Source organism: Campylobacter sp. W0066.2, assembly GCF_024723515.1.
In the GTDB taxonomy this organism is placed as follows: Bacteria; Campylobacterota; Campylobacteria; order Campylobacterales; family Campylobacteraceae; genus Campylobacter_D.
On the sequence record NZ_JANQCV010000002.1, the window covers coordinates 97,684 to 115,601 of the forward strand.

Here is a 17,918-nt window from a genome sequence, read left to right on the forward strand (position 1 = left end):
AATGAATAGTGTATTATTCAAAGGAAATAAAGTAAATTTAAAAGGAAACAACATCCAAGTTGGCGATATGGCTCCAAATATCACCTTAAAAGCTAAAGATCTTTCAGGTATTGAAATTGCTCCAAAAGGCAAAACTCAAATTATTATCAGCGTACCAAGCCTTGATACTCCAGTATGTGCAACTGAAGCTAGAGAATTTAATAAAAAAGCAGCAGCAAGCGGTGTAGAAGTAATCGTAGTTAGCATGGACTTACCATTTGCTATGGGTCGTTTTTGCTCAACTGAAGGTATAGATAATTTAACTGTTGCAAGTGATTTTGTTTCTAAAGAATTTGGTGAAAAATATGGTGTTTTAGTGGCTGATGGTCCACTTGAGGGAATTTTAGCTAGAGCGGTGTTTGTAGTTAAAGATGGCGTGGTTGCTTATAAAGAATTAGTAAATGAAGTAACAGAACTTCCAAATATGCAAGCTTTAGAAAGCTTCTTTGGTCAAAGTTGTGGATGTGGTGGTTGTGGTTGCCACTAAAATTTAAAAGCCTTTTATAGGCTTTTAAAACTTAAAAACATGGAAAATTTTCTTTCTCATTTTGAAATAGAAAAACAAGATCTCAAACTTATACAAGAGCATTTACAAATAATAAACATTGAAAAAGACTTTAAGGTCAATGATAAATGTTTAGGATTTATAAAAATTTTAAAAGGCGAGCTTAGAGCTTTTATTTTAACCCCAAATGCAAAAGAAATAACACTTTTTTCACCTTAAAGAAAATGATGAATGTGTTATTTGCTCTGAGTGTAATATGGATGGCATATCTTATGATGTTTTTATACAAAGTACTCAAAATACAAGTATAGCTATCACTCCCTCATCAATTTTTCAAATTTTAAAAGATAAATACCCAAAAATTAATAATTATGTTTTAAGTTTAATCACCAAGCGTTTTAATACCTTAATCAAAGTTTTAGAACAAGCTTTATTTATGCCTTTATCTTCTAGAATTTGTGATTTTTTAAAAGAAAATGCTAGCAACAATACTTTAAAATTACCCATGAAGCTTTAGCTAATCACTTAGGAAGCGCTAGAGAAGCTGTTTCAAGAATTTTAAAAGAATTAGAAAAAGAAGGTAAAATCAAACTTGAAAGATCTAAAATAATACTAATTTCTTTGTAACTTTATCACAGAAATACTTTTAAAATTTATTTATAATATCAACAAAAAGGAGAAATTATGAGTAAATTAGAAAGAGTGCTAAGAATAGCTTTAGCCATAGTGGCGTTTTCTTTAGGAGTTTATTTTTCAACTTGGTGGGGACTATTGGGTTTAATTCCTTTATTAACAGGTATTTTTGCTGTTTGTCCTATAAGAGTACTTAGTGGAAAACAAGCTTGTCCACTTGGGGTTTGCCCTATTTCTAAAAAGAAAAATTAGGAATGATTTACTAGTTTTTCTAGCTTTGGTGCGATGATAAATCTACAATAAGCTTGGCTGGGATTATTTTTAAAATATTTTTGATGATAATCCTCAGCTTTATAAAATTTTTCTAATTTTAAAACTTGCGTAACTATAGCTTTAGCGTAATATTTTTGTGCTTTTTGTAAAAAATCACTAATGATTTTTAACTCCTCATTAGTTTGATAAAAAATAACTGATCTATATTGTATCCCCTCATCAGCACCTTGTTTATCTAGGCTTGTTGGATCATGCATTTTGAGAAAAATTTCTAAGATTTTTTCTAATGAAATTTGTTTTTCATCATAAATTATCTTAGCTACTTCTATATTTTCATCGCCATTTATCACGCTTTCATAACTTGGATTTGGCTTACCACCACTATAACCTACTTCTGTATAAACTACGCCTTTAATTTCATCAAACACAGCTTGAGTACACCAAAAACAACCCGCACCTAAAATGATTTCTTTATTTGTCATTGTTTTCCAAATCCTCGTTTTCTTTTAAAACAAGTTGCATAAGATAAAGTTCTTCTCCATCTATGATTTTTAAATCTTTATCTTCGCATTTTGGGCACCAAAAGATATTATTTTCAAGCACTCCACTAAAATGGCATTTTTGACACTCAACTACTACTTCTTGAATATGCATAATAAATTTAGCATTCTTACACAAAGGACTATTTTCTTTAAAAGTTTCAAAGCTTCTTTGCAAAAGTGGAGGCTCAACCCCACTTAAGCGCCCTATTTTAACATGCACTTCTTCAATAATTTTTCCTTGAGCGTATTCTTCGCAAAGCTCTAGCAAAGATTCTGTAATACTTAACTCATGCATTAGCAAATTCTTGGCAAAAGTTCGCCTTTTGGAGCTTCTAAAATACGTTTTGCTCCATAAGCATTTTCTAAAACCACTCTTGTTTTTTCATTAGCTGTGATTTCACCTATAATAGCTGCATTAGGATTAAATTGTTTTAAAATTTCTAATGCTTTTTGCTCATCTTTTTTATCTACACAAATAATAAAAGTTCCTTCGTTTGCAAGCTCATAAGGCTCATACCCAAAAAGCTCACAAACCCCTAAAACTTCATCGCAAACTGGGATTTTTTCTTCATATATTAAAAGCTCTAAATTACTTAATTTAGCCCATTCATTTAAAACCGCACTAAACCCACCACGCGTAGCATCACGCATTGCTTTTATAGAAATATCTGCATTTAAAAGTGTTAAAACTTCATCTTTTAAGCTTTTGCAATCACTTTGGATATTTGCCTCTAAATTATTTCTTTCAACCAAAACCGCACAACCATGAGCTCCAATATCCCTTGAAACTAATATACTACAACCACTTTTTAAGTCTTTGGTATTGATTTTTTGTATATTTTTACCTATACATGAAGTGTTAATATATATCTCATCGCCTTTATTTTTAGGAACAACTTTAGTATCCCCGCAAACTAGTTTTACTCCCGCTTTATCGCATTCTTCTTTTATAGATTTTAGTATAATCTTTAACTTTTCTATCTCAAAACCCTCTTCTAAAATCAAAGCTAACGATAAATATAGCGGTTTTGCTCCCACCATTAATACATCATTTACGCTACCACAAACTGCTAATTTTCCTATATTTATATCTTTTAAAAAGATAGGATTTAGCACAAAAGAATCAGTGCTAAAAGCCAAATCATCTAAAATAGCAGCATCATTTGCTTCTTTTAAAATATCGTTTTCAAAAATAGAAAAAATTTCACTTATCAAAGCATTCATTTCTTCGCCACCACCACCGTGGGCTAGAGTAATTTGTTTCATTTTATGCCTTATCTTGATAGTATTTATAATAAGCCGCACAAGCTCCTTCACTAGAAACCATACAGCTACCTATAGGATTTTTTGGAGTACAAGCTTTTGCAAATACCTTGCAATCATAAGGCTTAGCTAAGCCTCTTAAAATTTGACCACAAATGCAAGCCTTGCTTTCATCTTTACTTTGCACCTTACAATCAAACACTTTGCTAGCATCTAAGTGTGCAAATTCATCTTTTAAACAAAGCCCCCCATTTACAATCACTCCAAGACCTCTAAATTCAAAATCACAAGGTTTAAAGTATTTTTCTACTAAAGCCTTAGCTTTTAAATTACCCTCTTTGCTAACTACTCTGTGATATTCATTATAAACTTCAAAAGTATTTGCATTCATTTGCTCTACTATATTTAACACACTAAGCATTATATCAACTGGTTCAAATCCACTTACTGCTATAGGTGTTTGGTATTTTTTAGCAATAGGTTCATAAATGTTTGATCCTGTGATAACACTTACATGAGAAGGTCCTAAAAAGGCGTCAATTTTTACATTTTCATCTTGCATGATAGCTTCTACCGCAGGTGGAACTAATACATGATTAATATGAAAAAATAAATTTTTTAAATTTAAGGCTATACTTTTTTCTATAATCACCCCACTCATAGGTGTAGTTGTCTCAAAACCTATGGTAAAAAAGATTATATTTTTCTCAGGGTTTTTTAAAGCTATATCTATCACATCCAAAGGTGTATAAAGTGCTCTAACATCAGCTCCTTTAGATCTAAGATCAATTAAACTTTCATAGCTTCCTGGCACTTTAAGCATATCACCTAATACACAAAAGATAGTATTTGGCATACTTGCAAGCTTTAAAGCTGTATCAATACGCTCTCTTGGCATAACACACACAGGACAACCTGGACCATGCACAAAATTAATTTCTTTGGGTAATAAATCAGGCAAACCAAATTTCATAATACTATGCGTATGTCCACCACAAATTTCCATGATATTAATAGGCTTAGTAATTTTAGAAGCAATAAGTTCTTTTAGGGCTAAAATTCTTTCTTTATCTCTAAAATCATTAATTAAATCCATTTTTTAGCCCCATATCGCCTTCATTTTCATCAATTTGTCCATTTTGCATTTTCTCTGCTATATCTGTATAAATTTTTAAACTCTCTTGTGCAGCTTGAGTGTCGATTTTTTCCATAGCAAAACCTACATGTATAAGCACATAATCGCCTACTTTTAAAGGCTCGCTTATCAAGTCTAAACTCACTCTTCTTTTAACCCCTAAAGTTTCTACTATGGCTGAATTTAGTTCATCAATTTCTAAAATTTTAGAAGGTATAGAAAGACACATTAGTTAAGCTCCTTTTTCATTTTTAGATAATTTATCCAAAGATCAAATCCTGTTTTTGTTTTACTATCTAAAATCATAATATCTATTTTAGGATTTAGTCTTTTAGCAGCCATAGAAGCTGCTTTAAAATCAAAGTCAAAATGCTGAGCTAAATCGGCTTTAGCAATGACTAATAAATCAGCCTTTCTAAACATCACTGGATATTTTTCTACCTTATCGCTACCTTCTGTTACTGAAAGTAAAACTACATTTAAATGCTCGCCCAAATCATAACTTGCAGGACATACTAAATTTCCCACATTTTCAACAAAAACTATATCAAGTTCGCTAAGTTTAAAATGATGTAAAGCTTCATGCACCATAAAAGCATCTAAATGACAAGTTTGTCCTGTGGTGATTTGATGAGCTAAGCCTCCTGCTTTGATAATGCGATTTGCATCATTATTAGTTTCTAAATCTCCTTCAACCACAGCTATTTTTAAATCATCTTTTAAAGTTTTTATAGTTTCTTCTAAAAGTGTTGTCTTACCGCTTCCTGGGGAACTCATTAAATTAATACAAAGAGTATTATACTCATTAAAATGCTCTCTATTATGAGCTGCTTGATGATCATTTTTTGATAAAATTTTACTAATAACATTAATAGTTTTTTCATCTTTTAAAGCTGGATTTTCATGATGGTGATCATGATGATGTTCATGTCCATTAATAGAACAGCCGCAATCTTTACACATAATCTTTCCTTTATATTTTTATTTTATTGTATATAAAAAAGTATTAAAAAAATATGAGCTTTATTAAGTTTTTAAAGATAAATAATGCACAAGTTGTCCAAGTGCAATAGAACTATCATTACAAGGAAATTGCAAAGAAGTTTTATAAGCAAATTTTTTTCGATCTAAAATTTCAAGCAAGGTTTTATTTTGAAATACCCCGCCACACAAAAGTACTTCTTCTTTAAAATCTTTTGAATATTCTATAATTAAATTTACAATGCCATTAAGCAAACCTGTGCTAATTTTAATTTTATCTTTATCTTCTAAAGCTTGCAAAAAAGCATTTTTAAAGCAAATTTCTTTTTCTTTGATATCAAATTTGTAACTATAATCAAGATTTTTATCATAATATTTTTCCATCAAAAGCCCAATTTGTGCTTCATAATCAAGCTTTTGTATATCAAAAGCAAAAGAGCCAAAAGCATCAATAATCCTACCAAGAGAACTCGTATATAAAGAGCTTTGAGCGTGAATTTTTTTAAGGTTGTTTAATTTTACTTGAGAAAATTTAGCTAAAAACTCGCTAGCTTTGCTTTCTAAATTAAAATCAAAAATTAAAGCTAAAGCTAAATTTGCGATATTTTTAATATCTGCATTAATTAGTTTGAAATTTTTAAAATGATTTAGCCTTTCATAGCTTTTTAAACTCGCTCTAAAAATCTCCCCACCCCAAATTTTTCCATCATCTCCATAACCTGTTCCATCAAAAACAAAGGCTAAAACATCATTTTTGTAAATTTTGTGTTCAAATAAACAAGCACACAAATGTGCATAGTGATGTTGCACACGAAAATTTTTATAATCTCTAAATTCTTTTACATAGTTAAATTGTGGATGTTTGTCGCTTAAAATATGATCAAAATTTAGTTTATAAGAGTTTTGAAAGAAAGTTAAAATTTTAAAAAATCTCTCTTGTATGTCTAAACTTTTCATATCGCCTATATAAGGAGAAATGAAAATTTGATTTTTAAAAAAACATGCAAATTCATTTTTTAATTCACTTCCTAGAGCTAGAATATTTTCTTTTGTATTAAAAATATCTGCTGTATTGATATAAAGTGGGTTAAGGCCTCTTGAAGTCCTTAAAAACATCACTTCTTTACCAATAACCTGAGCAATGCTATCATCGCTTGAGTTATGTATTACTCTATCATAATCAAGATAAAAATCAAACACATCACTAAGTTGCTCTAAAAGTTTTGTTTCTTCATAAATAATGCTTTGTGAGCTTAAATTAGCACTTGTTGCAATGATAGGTTTTTTAAAATGTTCAAAAAGCATTAAATGCGTTCCCATATAAGCTAACATAATGCCTATTTTATTGGTATCTGATGCCAAGCTTTTATGGATATTTTTGCTATTTAAAATAACTATGGGTTTTAAATTTGAAGTTAAAAGTTTTGCTTCAGCTTCATTAATAAAAGCTAATTCTTGAGCCGTTTTAAGATCTTTTACCATGATAGCAAAAGGCTTTTTAGGGCGATTTTTGCGTATTCTAAGTTCATTTATAGCATTTTCATTTGTGCTATCACAAATTAAATGAAATCCACTCATACCTTTAAAAGCTATGATTTTACCTTCTTCTAAAAGCTTTGCAAGCAAAATAAAAGCTTTTTCATCTTTGGCTAAAATATTTTGATTTTTATCTTTTAAAAAAATAGTAATTTTACATTTTGGACATGAGAGTGGTTGGGCATGAAAGCGACGATTGGTAGGATCTTCATACTCGCTTTGACAAAAAGAACACATTTTAAACTCATCCATAGTGGTATTAACTCTATCATATGGAAGTTTTTTTATAATAGAAAATCTTGGCCCGCAATTTGTGCAAGTGATGAAAGGATATTTAAAACGCGGATTTTTCTCATCATAAAATTCATTATAGCAATCCTCACAAAGAGCAAAATCACTCAAAATCGGGCTAAATTTTTCACTATCTTGTGAAGTACTTATGCTAAAATCATTATAAGTTTTTTGAAGTTTTTTATAAGAAAAATTAAAATCATCTATCCTAGCTAAAGGTGGTAAATTAGTAAAAAGTTTTTCTTTAAAAATTTTTAATTCATCATTGCTACACTCAAGGATTATAACAACTCCTAAGCTATTATTATAAACTTCACCTTTTAAATTAAGCTCTTTAGCTATATTGAAAACAAAAGGACGAAAGCCAACGCCTTGCACTAGCCCTTTAATATGAATTTCATATCCAAAGCGGGACATCGCTTAACTTAAAAAATGGTATGTGTTTGAATACATTTTTACTAAGGCTTTTGTGTTCAAACAAGCTCCCACTAAGCACGGCACAATCAACTTGTTCTTTAGCCTTTAAATCATCAAATAAATCTCTTAAAAAATACGCCAAACTCTCAACAACACCTAAGGCTATGATTTGATTTTCTACTCCAGCAAGCTTAAAACTCATCACGCTTCTTAAGGTCTTAGTATAATCAAATTCTTTTTGCTCATTAAGCTTAAAGTCTATCCTAACACCTTTTGCCATTTTACTCTCATCTGCTAAGGCCAAAAGCGCTAATGCGGCACTTTGTACATCTTCACCAAGCTCTAAAATCATCCCTACCATGCCAAAAAGATTAAAAAAATTATTAGCTATGTTAAGTTCTTTTCGCACAAGAATAAATTCTTTTTCATAATTAGCTAGTAATCTCTTAGCAACATCATCTTGACTTATAATTTCATAAAACTCATCAAAACTTTTTGGTAAATTTAGTTTTAAAAGATTTAGCTCTTTATCAAGTAAGATAATATCATCATTTCTTTTGCTAAGTTCTAAAAGCAAAGGCTTTTTGTCTTTAAAATCAGACAATATACAAGAAATTCTTGCAAAATTTTTATCTTCTTTTTGAAAAATCAAATTTTTAAACTCAGGTAAAATATAATCATAACCCCTACAAACTACTAGCTCATTTTCGATTAAAGCCACTTCAAAATCATCTTCAAAATGTTCTAGTTTTTTAAAATTTAAAAACTTAATTCCTTCTTTTTCAAGCTCAAAACATAAGGCAAACAAGAAAAGATTATCATATATTTTTATTTTAAAATACTCATGATTTAATTGATGATTTTGTCTAAAAATAGCATTGAATTTAAGCTTCATTAGAGGCTTTTCAACCCCTGCTAAGATTTTAAATTGCTCGTTATTGCAAGAAAAAAATGCATTGATATGCTTTGGATCACTTGGCATTAAAAAATCATCCAATACTTCATTAAAAATTTCAAAAGCATATACTCCTTTTGAGCTTTTAAAATGTATTTTTTCTTTGTTTTTTAATTTTTCTAAAGCTTTTTTTAAATTATCGCAGAAATTTTCTTTAGTGATTTTTATAAAATCTTCTTCTATCCTAAACTCTTCTTCTACAAAAACACCCCATTCATTTTCTAAAAGCTCACCATTAGTATAAGCATTTGCATTAAGTCTTGTTAAAAAACTTCTTTTAGTGAAGGTTTTTTCTTTTTTTATGGGCGTAAAATCTTCTTCTGTAACTTTTAAGTCAAATTTGTTTAAAAAAACACTGTGGCTGATATTTTCTAAATTAGAACAAAAGGCTTGAATTTCATCTTTTTCGCCTTTAATTTTAATGATGATTTTCTCATCTTTTTGCTCATAATTATACACATAATCTTTAGCATAATAAGCTAACAAATACTCAAAAATATCGTTTTTAGATTTATAATCAAAAGTAATTTCTAAAAGCAAGTTTAAAACCTTAAAATTAAAATTTCTAAAGCATAAATATAACAATTTTAATTCTAAGGAAAGCTTAAACAAGCTATCTAAAATATAGATAGCTTGTTATTTTAGTAGTTAAATTCAGAACCGATAGCGATTTTTTGAATTTCTTTTTTGTTTTCAAGTTTTAAAAGTGGAGCATTTTTATCCATACCTAAAACTTTTGCTTTTTTACCATCAAGTGACAATGCAACACCTTCAGGTAAAGCATAAACAACAACTTTAGGATTAACAATCAAAAACTCTTCAAGTCTTTCTTCACGACTTTCACCATTATGTCCTACTGGTTTACCTGAGATAAAATGCGGGTTGATTTGATGAGGGAAGATATTAAAAGTATTGAATGATTTTGGTTCAACTATAGGCATATCATTAGTTGTCATCATAGTTACACCTGCTACGTTTGAGCCTGCTGACCAACCAACATAAGGCACACCCTCACTTACTCTTTTTGCGATGAGTTCTACTAGGTCATTATTATAAAGTTGATTTACAAGTTCAAAAGTATTTCCACCCCCTACAAAAATCGCATCAGCACTTTTAACAATATCAGCAGCATTTCCTCTATGTACGCTAATTATTTGAAGTCCTAAGCTTTCTAAAGCTTTAGCAACTTGTGCTTCATATTGCTCATAAGTTTTTCTAACACCCGCATAAGGTATGAATGCTACTTTTTTACCTTTTAAGTTGTTTTTTTCGACAAATTCTTTAAGCCAAGGTAAAGCATGGTTTAAATACCCAGTGTCTTTATAGCCTGAACTTGAAAGCAATAAAGCTTTTTGCTTATCTTTTGGGAAATTAACCACATCATTAGCATTTAAAGCCACCCCGCTAAAAAGCATAGCAGCTAAACCAAGAGCACCTACTTTTAACAAATTTCTTCTTTTCATTGTTTTTCCTCTAAAAGATATTTAAAAACTATTTATTTTAATAAATATTTTTTTAAATTAAAATAAATTCTTGTTAAAAAATAAGACTTTTTAGAAAAACTTCTCTTGCCTTGTAATCAGGCATAAATTTATATAAAAAATCATAAAATTCTTTTTGATGATGTGGGTAGATTAAATGTGTAAGTTCATGTAAAATCACATATTCTATAGCTTTTATAGGTTTTTGCATGAGTTTTAAATTTAAGTTTATGTATGCTTTTTGATGATTGCAAGAACCCCATCTTGAGATCATTTCTTTAATACAAATTCTTTGCACTTTTCTCTTGTGAACAAATTGCCATTTTTTTATAAAATACTCAAAAATCACTCTAGCACTACGCCTTAAAAAAAGATCTAAGGATTTTTGATTTTTTGCAAAGATTTTATCTTTTTTTATGAGAACTTTTTTGTGATTTTCGTTAAAAACTAGCTTGTATTTTTTACCTAAAAAATACAACTCATCACTCGCTAAAACTACTCTTTTTAAAGAAAGTTCTTTTTCTTTGGCTCTAATCCAGCTTTCATTTTTTTCTAAAAACCTTAAAACATCTCTTTGTTTATAATATAGCGGTATGCTAAGCTTGAAATTTAAATCCCTATCTATCCTAAGTCTTAAGTATTTAAGTTTTTTCTTTTCAAAGGCAAAACGAAATTCTTTAAATTCTAAAATTCCTTTTATACTAGTGCTTTGCCTTGCCATTTTTTACTTTTCCATCTATATGAATTTACAATACCACGTAAAAACTCATCCGCACAAAAACCTATCCAAACTCCTAAAATTCCAAAGCCAGCATAAAAACAAAGCACATAGCCAACCGGTAAAGAAACCCCAAGCATAAACACCACTCCACTTAAAAATGGAAACCTTGCATCACCACTTGCTCTTAGCGAATTCACCATGACTATATTAAAAGTTCTTGAGATTTCTAAGAAAATTGAAAGAGTAAAAAGTGGTATCATAAGTTTTTTTAAACTTTCTTCAAGCTTTACCACACCCATGGTAAAATCTTGCAAAACATAATTAAGCAAAGCTACAAAAGCACTTGCTATCACGCTAAAATATAAAGCTATCCAAGTATGTTTATAGGCTACATTTAAGTATTTTGCGCCGACTAATTTACCTATGATAATTTCATTTGCCACGCTTATGGCTTGCCCTACTAGCATGATAAGTAAAGAAATTTGAAAATAAATCGTTTGAACACTTAAGTTTTCTTTACCTAAACTTGCTACAAAAGCAAAAGCTATGGTGTATTGTATAAACCATATCAAATGCTCTCCTGCTGCAAAACCACCGATATTAAAAATCTTTTTAAGCACAGCTTTTTCAAGGCTTATCATCTCTTTAATTTTAAGATGAATTTTGAGTTTAAAACTAAGTATTGCTACAAGCATGCTAAAGGCTACCAAACGCCCAAGTATATTACTAAGCCCTACCCCAAAAAGCTCTAACTTTGTAAAATGTAATACATAAAAATTTCCTATAAATATCACAATATTCATCAATAAGGTAGTAAACATAACCCAATAAGCCATATTATACACCCTAATAATAGCAGTTAAAACTATACCCATAGCGTCAAAAAACAAACAAATTCCAAGCATATGCAAGTAAATCGCACTATCTTTTAAAAGCTCATTTGGGATTTGCAAAAGATAGAGTAAAAACTCTCCATGCCATAAAATCAAACTTCCACACACAAAACCAAGCAAGACATTTAAAAATAAACTTTGATGAATTGCCTTTCTTGCTAGAGTGTAATCTTTAGCTCCTAAAGCTTGAGCGATCACTACACTACAACCCACACTTAAAAAACTAAAAATAATGATAAATAAATCTGCTACTTGATTACCCGTACCCATAGCCCCAACTAAAAAGTTAGAATACTGCGAAACCATCACGGTGTTGATAATCAAAGAAAAATATCTTAAAAACATTTCAAGCAATATAGGCATACTAAGATGTTTAAGTGAAAGTTGTTTGCTTGCCATAAATACTCTTTTTGATAATAATCTTTTGAAAGTAAAAAGTAATTTTACTTAAAAATTACTTTTTATAAGCTTTATAATATCTCTAAAACAAATTTATCATTTTCATCTTTAAAAGTAAAAACTTTATTTTTGCAAGGATAAGATATACTATCTTCTTTCATACTAAATGTTTTATCTTTTAATTTTTCAAGCATAATAGGTAATTCTTTATTAAATAATGCCTTATCGGGAATTCCACACCCATGAGTTAAATTTTTAATAAATTTACCATCTATATCTTTTTCATCTATTAGATGAAAATCTACTTCATAATTTAAGGCTTTTAAAATTTCTATCATAGAAATTTTATATTCAACTGGAGTTGCATCATCTTTAGCACTATGATAACTTGTATAAATAATATTTTTATTCTTTTGAGCTTGTAAAATTAAATGATCTTTATTAAGTAAAGCTCTTATTAAATAATTTTCATCAGCAAAATAATAAGGTGAGTTTGGATTTTTGCGTGTCCAATGGGTTTTAATGATTCCATATAATATAGTATTTGAAGTTTTAAGTATATGATCGCATCCTTGAACATCTCTGCCTACAATATAATGCAACGGAGGCAATGCAGCACCTGAATTATCTATCACTCCATCTACATACCAAGGAGCTATTTTAGCACACATTAATGCCACTAAGCCACCGTATGACCCCCCCCCCGTAAATTTTAGGTAAAGATTTAAATTGAGGATAATTTTTCATTATATCTTTTAAGGCATTGATATGATCGATAGCAGGCATAATAGCAAAATTATTATACTCATTGTTGGGTGGGATAAAAGAACGTGAAAGACCAACCTTATAATCTACATCTAATAATTTTTTCTCTTTTAAATTAGTAATGGTATGATACAAATAATCATAATGTATATGAGCATTATTGGTATCTAATTTACTTGATTGAATTTTGAAATTTTCTAAAACTTCTTTCAAAAAAGGTAAATCATCTTCCATAAAAGTAGTAGTCGCACTATATTTATCCACATCAGAAACTCTTTGACAAAAACAATGATAAAATACATTTACAGTTACTACATCAAATTTTTTAGCTATAAAATTTCTATAACTTTCTAGAAAATGTATATTTGCATTAGCTCCATATCCACCTATGATAAAAACAATAGCTTTCATTTGTTTACTATCATCATAAGTGATTCTATATTCTAATTTACTTTCTCTTTTTATATTTAATTCTACATCATCACAAGAGTCTATGAAATAAGTTTGATTTATGAGCATTATTAAGCCTTTTAGAAATTTTGATTAATTATATTATCAAAATTTCTAAATAAATAAAAATTACCCAAAAGCTCCGTTTAAATAAGCTTTTGTTTTTTCTTCTTTGGGATTTTCAAAAAATTCTTTACTCTCTCCAAATTCTACAAGTTCTCCTAAATGAAAAAACGCAGTATAATCAGCCACGCGCTTACCTTGTTGCATATTATGTGTCACAATAATCATGGAAAGATTATGACTTAATTCTTTAATAAGCTCTTCTATAATGCTTGAAGATATAGGATCAAGTGCAGAAGTTGGTTCATCTAAAAGTAATAATTTTGGCTTTATAGCCAAAGCTCTTGCTATACAAATGCGTTGTTGCTGACCACCTGAAAGTGCTAGAGCATTTTGTTTTAGTTTATCTTTTACTTCCTCAAAAAGACCCACTTTTTTAAGACAATCTTCCACTAAAGCATCTTCTTCATCTTTATTTTTGATCATCCCATGGAGTTTTGGAGTATAAGAAATATTATCATAAATGCTTTTTACAAAAACATTAGGTTGTTGAAATACCATTCCGACTTTTTTTCTAAGCACAACTAAATCTTGATTTTTAACATCTTTTCCATCAATCTCAACAAGACCATCGATTTTTGCTATTTTGTCATTCATCCTATTAAAACAACGCAAAAATGTGGATTTTCCACATCCTGAAGCACCTATTAAAGCTGTGATTTTATTTTTTTGAATTTCCATATTAATATCAAACAAAGCCTGTTTTTTACCATAAAATAAATTTAGATTTGTTGTTTTTGCTATCATTTTAATTTTCCTTGAAAATATCTTCTTAAAAGTATTGCTGCTAAATTTAAAATTACCAAAAGAGATAAAAGCACTATAATCCCTGCTGCTGTTCTTTCTAAAAATGCACGCTCTGGCATAGCTGACCATGAAAAAATTTGAGCAGGCAAGACACTTGTTGGCGCAAAAAAACTATTTGCCACATCAGGTATAAAAGCTATCATACCTATAATCATCAAAGGTGCGGTTTCGCCAATAGCCCCTGCTAGAGTTAAAATAGAACCTGTTAAAATCATAGGCATTGCCAAAGGTAGCATAATGCCTTTTATCATTTGAATTTTAGTCATACCTAAAGCATATGCTGCATTTTTCATATTAACATCCACACTTTTTAATGCAGCTTTAGTTGAAACAATGATAATAGGCAAACTCATAATAGCCAAAGTTAATCCTCCAACTAAAGCACTAGAACGAGGCATACCAAAAAGATTAATAAACACTCCAAGACCTAAAAGTCCAAATAAAATGCTAGGAATACTAGCTAAATTATTTATACACACTTCTATAAAATGCGTAAATACATTTTGCGGAGCAAATTCTTCTAAATAAATAGCTGCTCCAACTCCTATTGGGATACTCACAGCCATACATACTAACATTACAAGCAAAGTTCCAACCACAGAAGCAAAGATTCCTGAATTTTCAGGTGATTTAGAATCTCCATTAAGGAAAAAATTCGTGTTAAAACTTAGCTTAATTTCTTGCTTTTGAACTAATTCATCAACTAATTTTTTTTGCTCATCACTTAATTTATTGTAGTTTTTTTTCATATATTGATCAACTTCAGAATTTGCTAAAAGCCAAGATTTTTCTTTGATTTGACCTGTTCTTATTTTCCTTTGTTCAGCGCGCGATAAAAGCTCATACGAAGGGCTATTTCTATCAGCCTGGGCATAAATATAAGTTTGCTTAAAAGCTCCTATCCCAAGATACCCTACGCTTGATAAAAAAACACAAAGAAAAATAAGGTTTATATAAAGCCCCATTTTACAGAATCTTTTGAAATTTTTTGAAGCTTTTTTTCTTTGTTTAAAAAGTCTTTTCATAAATTTTTCCTTTTATGGAAGCGATTTATCAAATAAACGCTAAAAATATTAATGATTAATGTAATAATAAAAAGCACAAACCCTAAAGAAAATGCACTTAAAGCCAAAGAACTATCAAAAGCTTGATCACCACTTAATGCTTCTACTATTTTTACAGTCACTGTTGTCATATCTTCTAAAAAATTCATTGTTAAATTTGGACGCAATGAAGCAGCCATAACAACAATCATTGTTTCACCTAAAGCTCTTGAAAGTCCTAAAAGACAAGCTGCAACTATACCTGGCATTGCTTCTGGTAAAATTACTGCAAAAACGACTTCTTTTTTAGTCATACCTAAAGCATAAGCTCCGTTTATCCTTTTTAAACTTACAGCTTCAATGCAATCTTGTGAGAGTGAAGCCACTATAGGAACTATCATAATACCCATGATAAAACCTGCACCTAAAGCACTTTGAAAACTAGCTTTGATACCAAAAAGAGAAAAAAACCACACTATAAAAGGAGCTACAACTATGGCTGCGAAAAATCCAAAAACTACAGTAGGAATTCCTGCTATGATTTCTAAAATAGGTTTTAAATAGTTTTTAGATTTTTTACCTGCAAATACTCCAAGATAAATAGCACACATTACACCTAAAGGTAAGGCTGTTAGCATTGCTATTAATGAAATATAAAAAGTTCCCCAAAATAAACTCAAAGCACCAAAAACCCCATGCTTGCTACTTCCATCAGCACCTACAAATGCAGCATCTGCTGCCCACTGACTTGAGAATAAAAAAGTAAATACGCTTTCTTTTTGAAAAAATTTTAATGCATCTATTAAAATAGTTAGCATAATAGCAAAGCTTACTACTACGCTAACAAAAGCACAAAGAAAAAGCGTTAATTTTATTATTTTTTCTTTTATCAATTTTTCATCCTAAATCAAAAAACTTTCCCTGCTTTAACAAGCTCATCAGTTAATAAACCTTTTTCTTCTATATGTTTTTGGGTTTGTTTCAAAGTTTTTTCATCCAAAGGAACTAATCCTATTTTTTCTAATTCTGCTCCGCTTTTAGCTAAATCATCGCTCATATAAATTTTTGCAAATTCAAATACTTCTGGATTTTTCTTAGCATTCATATATATAAATAAAGAACGCGCTAATTTATATTTTCCCTCAGATATATTTTTCTCATCAGCTTTTACACCATCAATGTAAGCAGCATTAATCTTATCATCATTACTAGCTAAAAATCCGTATCCAAAAAGCCCAAAAGCTTCTTTATCAACAGAAAGTTTTGAAACAATTAAATTATCATTTTCACCGCTTGGTATAAATGCTCCATCTTGGCGTATAGTTTTATATGCACCTTTATATTCAGGAATTTTTTTAGAAATATCTACCATTACAAGTTCTTCTATACTATCTCTTGTTCCTGAACTTGATGGAGGACCATAGATTGTAATTTTTCTATTTGGTAAATTTTTATTGATTTGTTGCCAATTTGTGTAAGGATTTGGGACTAATTTTCCATCTTGTGGAATTTCTTTAGCCAAAGCTAAAAATAACTCATGTAAGCTTATATTTAATGGAGCATTGATTTTATTTTGAGCTAAAACTATGCCATCATAACCTATCATAATCCCGACTATATCACTCACGCCTGATTTTTTACAAGTTTCAAATTCACTTGGCTTGATTGCTCTTGAGGCATTAGAAATATCAGTAATTCCCTCACAAAATACTTTAAAACCACCGCCTGTGCCAAGACTTTCAACTATAGGTGTTTTTGTATTTTTTATAACAGCATACTCTTCTGCAACAAAAGAAGTAAAAGGATAGACAGTAGATGAACCTGCTATTTTTAATTCTGCTGCGTTTAGACTAACAAAAGTAGCTATACTTAAAGCCAAAAGTTTTTTCATTTTTTCTCCTTAGTTAAAAAGTAATGAAAATTTAAAAAAACTTGGAAACATTTTGGATACATGTATTTTTTGATATAATTTTTATATGTTAAATGTTATTTTGATAGAAGATGATAAAGACTTAAACGAATTAATCACACTAAGACTTAGTCAAGAAAATATAAAAATTTATAGTTATTTTGATTTTTTTGACTTAGAAAATTTTCTAGATACAAATGAAATAGACTTAATCATCATGGATAGAAATTTACCAAGTGGCGATAGTGTAGAGATGATAAAACAATTAAGAAAAAAAGGTTATATGGAGCCTGTGATTTTTCTTAGTGCAAAGACTTTACAAAAAGATATTTTAGAAGGTTTTGAGCAAGGCTGTGATGATTATATATGTAAACCTTTTGATTTTAATGAGCTTTTATTTAGAATTAAAGCTGTAACCAAAAGAAATAAAACTCCAAAAGAACAAATTTCTTATCAAGATTTTACTTTATATATAGAAGAAAGAAAATTAATCTATCAAACAAATACATTTGAAAATTTATCAACCCTAGATGTAGAACTACTCAAGTGTTTTTTTAACCACAAAAATCAACTTCTAAGCCGTCAATTTTTAAGTGAGCAAGTATGGAAAAATGACACAACAAGCGATAAGACAATCAATACAGCTATTTTAAGATTAAAACAAAAAATTCCACAAATTAAAGAAAATATCATTTCAGTGCGCTCGGTGGGTTATAAATTGTGCTAAAAATAAAAACATTTTTCCTTTTTACACTTG

21 protein-coding genes and 1 pseudogene are annotated in these 17,918 nt (G+C 29.6%); 6 read left to right on the forward strand and 16 right to left on the reverse strand.

Going from position 1 to position 17,918, the window contains the following annotated elements:
- The first annotated feature begins 1 nt into the window (after nucleotide 1).
- The 5 genes from tpx to CAMP18498_RS01370 are packed head-to-tail and all read left to right on the forward strand — an operon-like array spanning nucleotide 2 to nucleotide 1,429.
- Nucleotides 2–526 carry a thiol peroxidase gene (gene tpx / locus CAMP18498_RS01350; RefSeq protein WP_337196959.1) on the forward strand — a complete coding sequence of 175 codons (525 nt, stop codon included), beginning with the start codon at nucleotides 2–4 and terminating at the stop codon, nucleotides 524–526.
- A 39-nt stretch (nucleotides 527–565) separates the two neighbouring features.
- Entirely contained in the window at nucleotides 566–763 is a 198-nt protein-coding gene (locus CAMP18498_RS01355; RefSeq protein WP_337196960.1) for a hypothetical protein, read from the forward strand.
- A gap of 37 nt (nucleotides 764–800) precedes the next feature.
- The gene (locus CAMP18498_RS01360) at nucleotides 801–1,061 is read left to right on the forward strand and encodes a hypothetical protein (protein ID WP_337196961.1); all 261 of its coding nucleotides are present in this window, start codon (nucleotides 801–803) and stop codon (nucleotides 1,059–1,061) included.
- Complete coding sequence (locus CAMP18498_RS01365; protein WP_337197027.1) at nucleotides 1,043–1,171, forward strand: helix-turn-helix domain-containing protein; 129 nt, start codon at nucleotides 1,043–1,045, stop codon at nucleotides 1,169–1,171. The genes CAMP18498_RS01360 and CAMP18498_RS01365 overlap by 19 nt, the downstream gene beginning before the upstream one ends.
- A gap of 57 nt (nucleotides 1,172–1,228) precedes the next feature.
- Complete coding sequence (locus CAMP18498_RS01370) at nucleotides 1,229–1,429, forward strand: YgaP family membrane protein (protein ID WP_012661495.1); 201 nt, start codon at nucleotides 1,229–1,231, stop codon at nucleotides 1,427–1,429.
- On the opposite strand, the gene msrA is transcribed toward CAMP18498_RS01370, so the two are convergent.
- From msrA to CAMP18498_RS01450, 16 genes and pseudogenes are all read right to left on the reverse strand, one after another.
- Entirely contained in the window at nucleotides 1,426–1,932 is a 507-nt protein-coding gene (gene msrA / locus CAMP18498_RS01375; protein WP_337196964.1) for a peptide-methionine (S)-S-oxide reductase MsrA, read from the reverse strand. The two genes, CAMP18498_RS01370 and msrA, sit on opposite strands and share 4 nt — an antisense overlap.
- The gene (locus CAMP18498_RS01380; protein WP_039641489.1) at nucleotides 1,922–2,287 is read right to left on the reverse strand and encodes a hydrogenase maturation nickel metallochaperone HypA/HybF; all 366 of its coding nucleotides are present in this window, start codon (nucleotides 2,285–2,287) and stop codon (nucleotides 1,922–1,924) included. The genes msrA and CAMP18498_RS01380 overlap by 11 nt, the downstream gene beginning before the upstream one ends.
- Nucleotides 2,287–3,258, reverse strand: a complete 972-nt coding sequence (gene hypE, locus CAMP18498_RS01385) for a hydrogenase expression/formation protein HypE (protein ID WP_337196968.1) — start codon at nucleotides 3,256–3,258, stop codon at nucleotides 2,287–2,289. Before hypE ends, CAMP18498_RS01380 begins: the two co-directional genes overlap by 1 nt.
- Nucleotide 3,259: 1 nt before the next feature.
- The gene (gene hypD / locus CAMP18498_RS01390; protein WP_337196970.1) at nucleotides 3,260–4,351 is read right to left on the reverse strand and encodes a hydrogenase formation protein HypD; all 1,092 of its coding nucleotides are present in this window, start codon (nucleotides 4,349–4,351) and stop codon (nucleotides 3,260–3,262) included.
- Nucleotides 4,338–4,619 (reverse strand): HypC/HybG/HupF family hydrogenase formation chaperone, encoded by a 282-nt coding sequence (locus CAMP18498_RS01395; protein ID WP_039618343.1) that lies wholly within the window; start codon nucleotides 4,617–4,619, stop codon nucleotides 4,338–4,340. The genes hypD and CAMP18498_RS01395 overlap by 14 nt, the downstream gene beginning before the upstream one ends.
- Nucleotides 4,619–5,353, reverse strand: a complete 735-nt coding sequence (gene hypB, locus CAMP18498_RS01400) for a hydrogenase nickel incorporation protein HypB (RefSeq protein ID WP_337196972.1) — start codon at nucleotides 5,351–5,353, stop codon at nucleotides 4,619–4,621. Before hypB ends, CAMP18498_RS01395 begins: the two co-directional genes overlap by 1 nt.
- A 63-nt stretch (nucleotides 5,354–5,416) precedes the next feature.
- A complete protein-coding gene (gene hypF / locus CAMP18498_RS01405) occupies nucleotides 5,417–7,615 on the reverse strand; it encodes a carbamoyltransferase HypF (protein WP_337196973.1) in 2,199 nt (732 codons plus the stop codon).
- Nucleotides 7,596–9,110 (reverse strand): hypothetical protein, encoded by a 1,515-nt coding sequence (locus tag CAMP18498_RS01410; protein WP_337196975.1) that lies wholly within the window; start codon nucleotides 9,108–9,110, stop codon nucleotides 7,596–7,598. The genes hypF and CAMP18498_RS01410 overlap by 20 nt, the downstream gene beginning before the upstream one ends.
- 101 nt (nucleotides 9,111–9,211) lie before the next feature.
- A complete protein-coding gene (gene pepE / locus CAMP18498_RS01415) occupies nucleotides 9,212–10,033 on the reverse strand; it encodes a dipeptidase PepE (RefSeq protein ID WP_337196977.1) in 822 nt (273 codons plus the stop codon).
- 73 nt (nucleotides 10,034–10,106) lie between these two features.
- On the reverse strand, nucleotides 10,107–10,772 hold the full coding sequence (locus CAMP18498_RS01420; RefSeq protein ID WP_337196979.1) for a M48 family metallopeptidase: 666 nt from the start codon (nucleotides 10,770–10,772) through the stop codon (nucleotides 10,107–10,109).
- Nucleotides 10,748–12,064, reverse strand: coding sequence for an MATE family efflux transporter (locus CAMP18498_RS01425; RefSeq protein WP_337196981.1), 1,317 nt, complete (start codon nucleotides 12,062–12,064; stop codon nucleotides 10,748–10,750). The genes CAMP18498_RS01420 and CAMP18498_RS01425 overlap by 25 nt, the downstream gene beginning before the upstream one ends.
- 71 nt (nucleotides 12,065–12,135) lie before the next feature.
- Nucleotides 12,136–13,348, reverse strand: a pseudogene (locus CAMP18498_RS01430) (DUF2920 family protein).
- Nucleotides 13,349–13,408: 60 nt separating this feature from the next.
- A complete protein-coding gene (gene pstB, locus CAMP18498_RS01435; protein WP_337196982.1) occupies nucleotides 13,409–14,149 on the reverse strand; it encodes a phosphate ABC transporter ATP-binding protein PstB in 741 nt (246 codons plus the stop codon).
- Nucleotides 14,146–15,234 carry a phosphate ABC transporter permease PstA gene (gene pstA / locus CAMP18498_RS01440; protein WP_337196984.1) on the reverse strand — a complete coding sequence of 363 codons (1,089 nt, stop codon included), beginning with the start codon at nucleotides 15,232–15,234 and terminating at the stop codon, nucleotides 14,146–14,148. The genes pstB and pstA overlap by 4 nt, the downstream gene beginning before the upstream one ends.
- Complete coding sequence (gene pstC, locus CAMP18498_RS01445) at nucleotides 15,231–16,145, reverse strand: phosphate ABC transporter permease subunit PstC (RefSeq protein WP_337196986.1); 915 nt, start codon at nucleotides 16,143–16,145, stop codon at nucleotides 15,231–15,233. Before pstC ends, pstA begins: the two co-directional genes overlap by 4 nt.
- A gap of 14 nt (nucleotides 16,146–16,159) precedes the next feature.
- The gene (locus tag CAMP18498_RS01450; protein WP_337196988.1) at nucleotides 16,160–17,143 is read right to left on the reverse strand and encodes a substrate-binding domain-containing protein; all 984 of its coding nucleotides are present in this window, start codon (nucleotides 17,141–17,143) and stop codon (nucleotides 16,160–16,162) included.
- Between the two features lie 85 nt (nucleotides 17,144–17,228).
- Between CAMP18498_RS01450 and CAMP18498_RS01455 the strand changes: the two genes are divergently transcribed.
- Nucleotides 17,229–17,888, forward strand: coding sequence for a response regulator transcription factor (locus tag CAMP18498_RS01455; RefSeq protein ID WP_337196990.1), 660 nt, complete (start codon nucleotides 17,229–17,231; stop codon nucleotides 17,886–17,888).
- The last annotated feature ends 30 nt before the right edge of the window (nucleotides 17,889–17,918 follow it).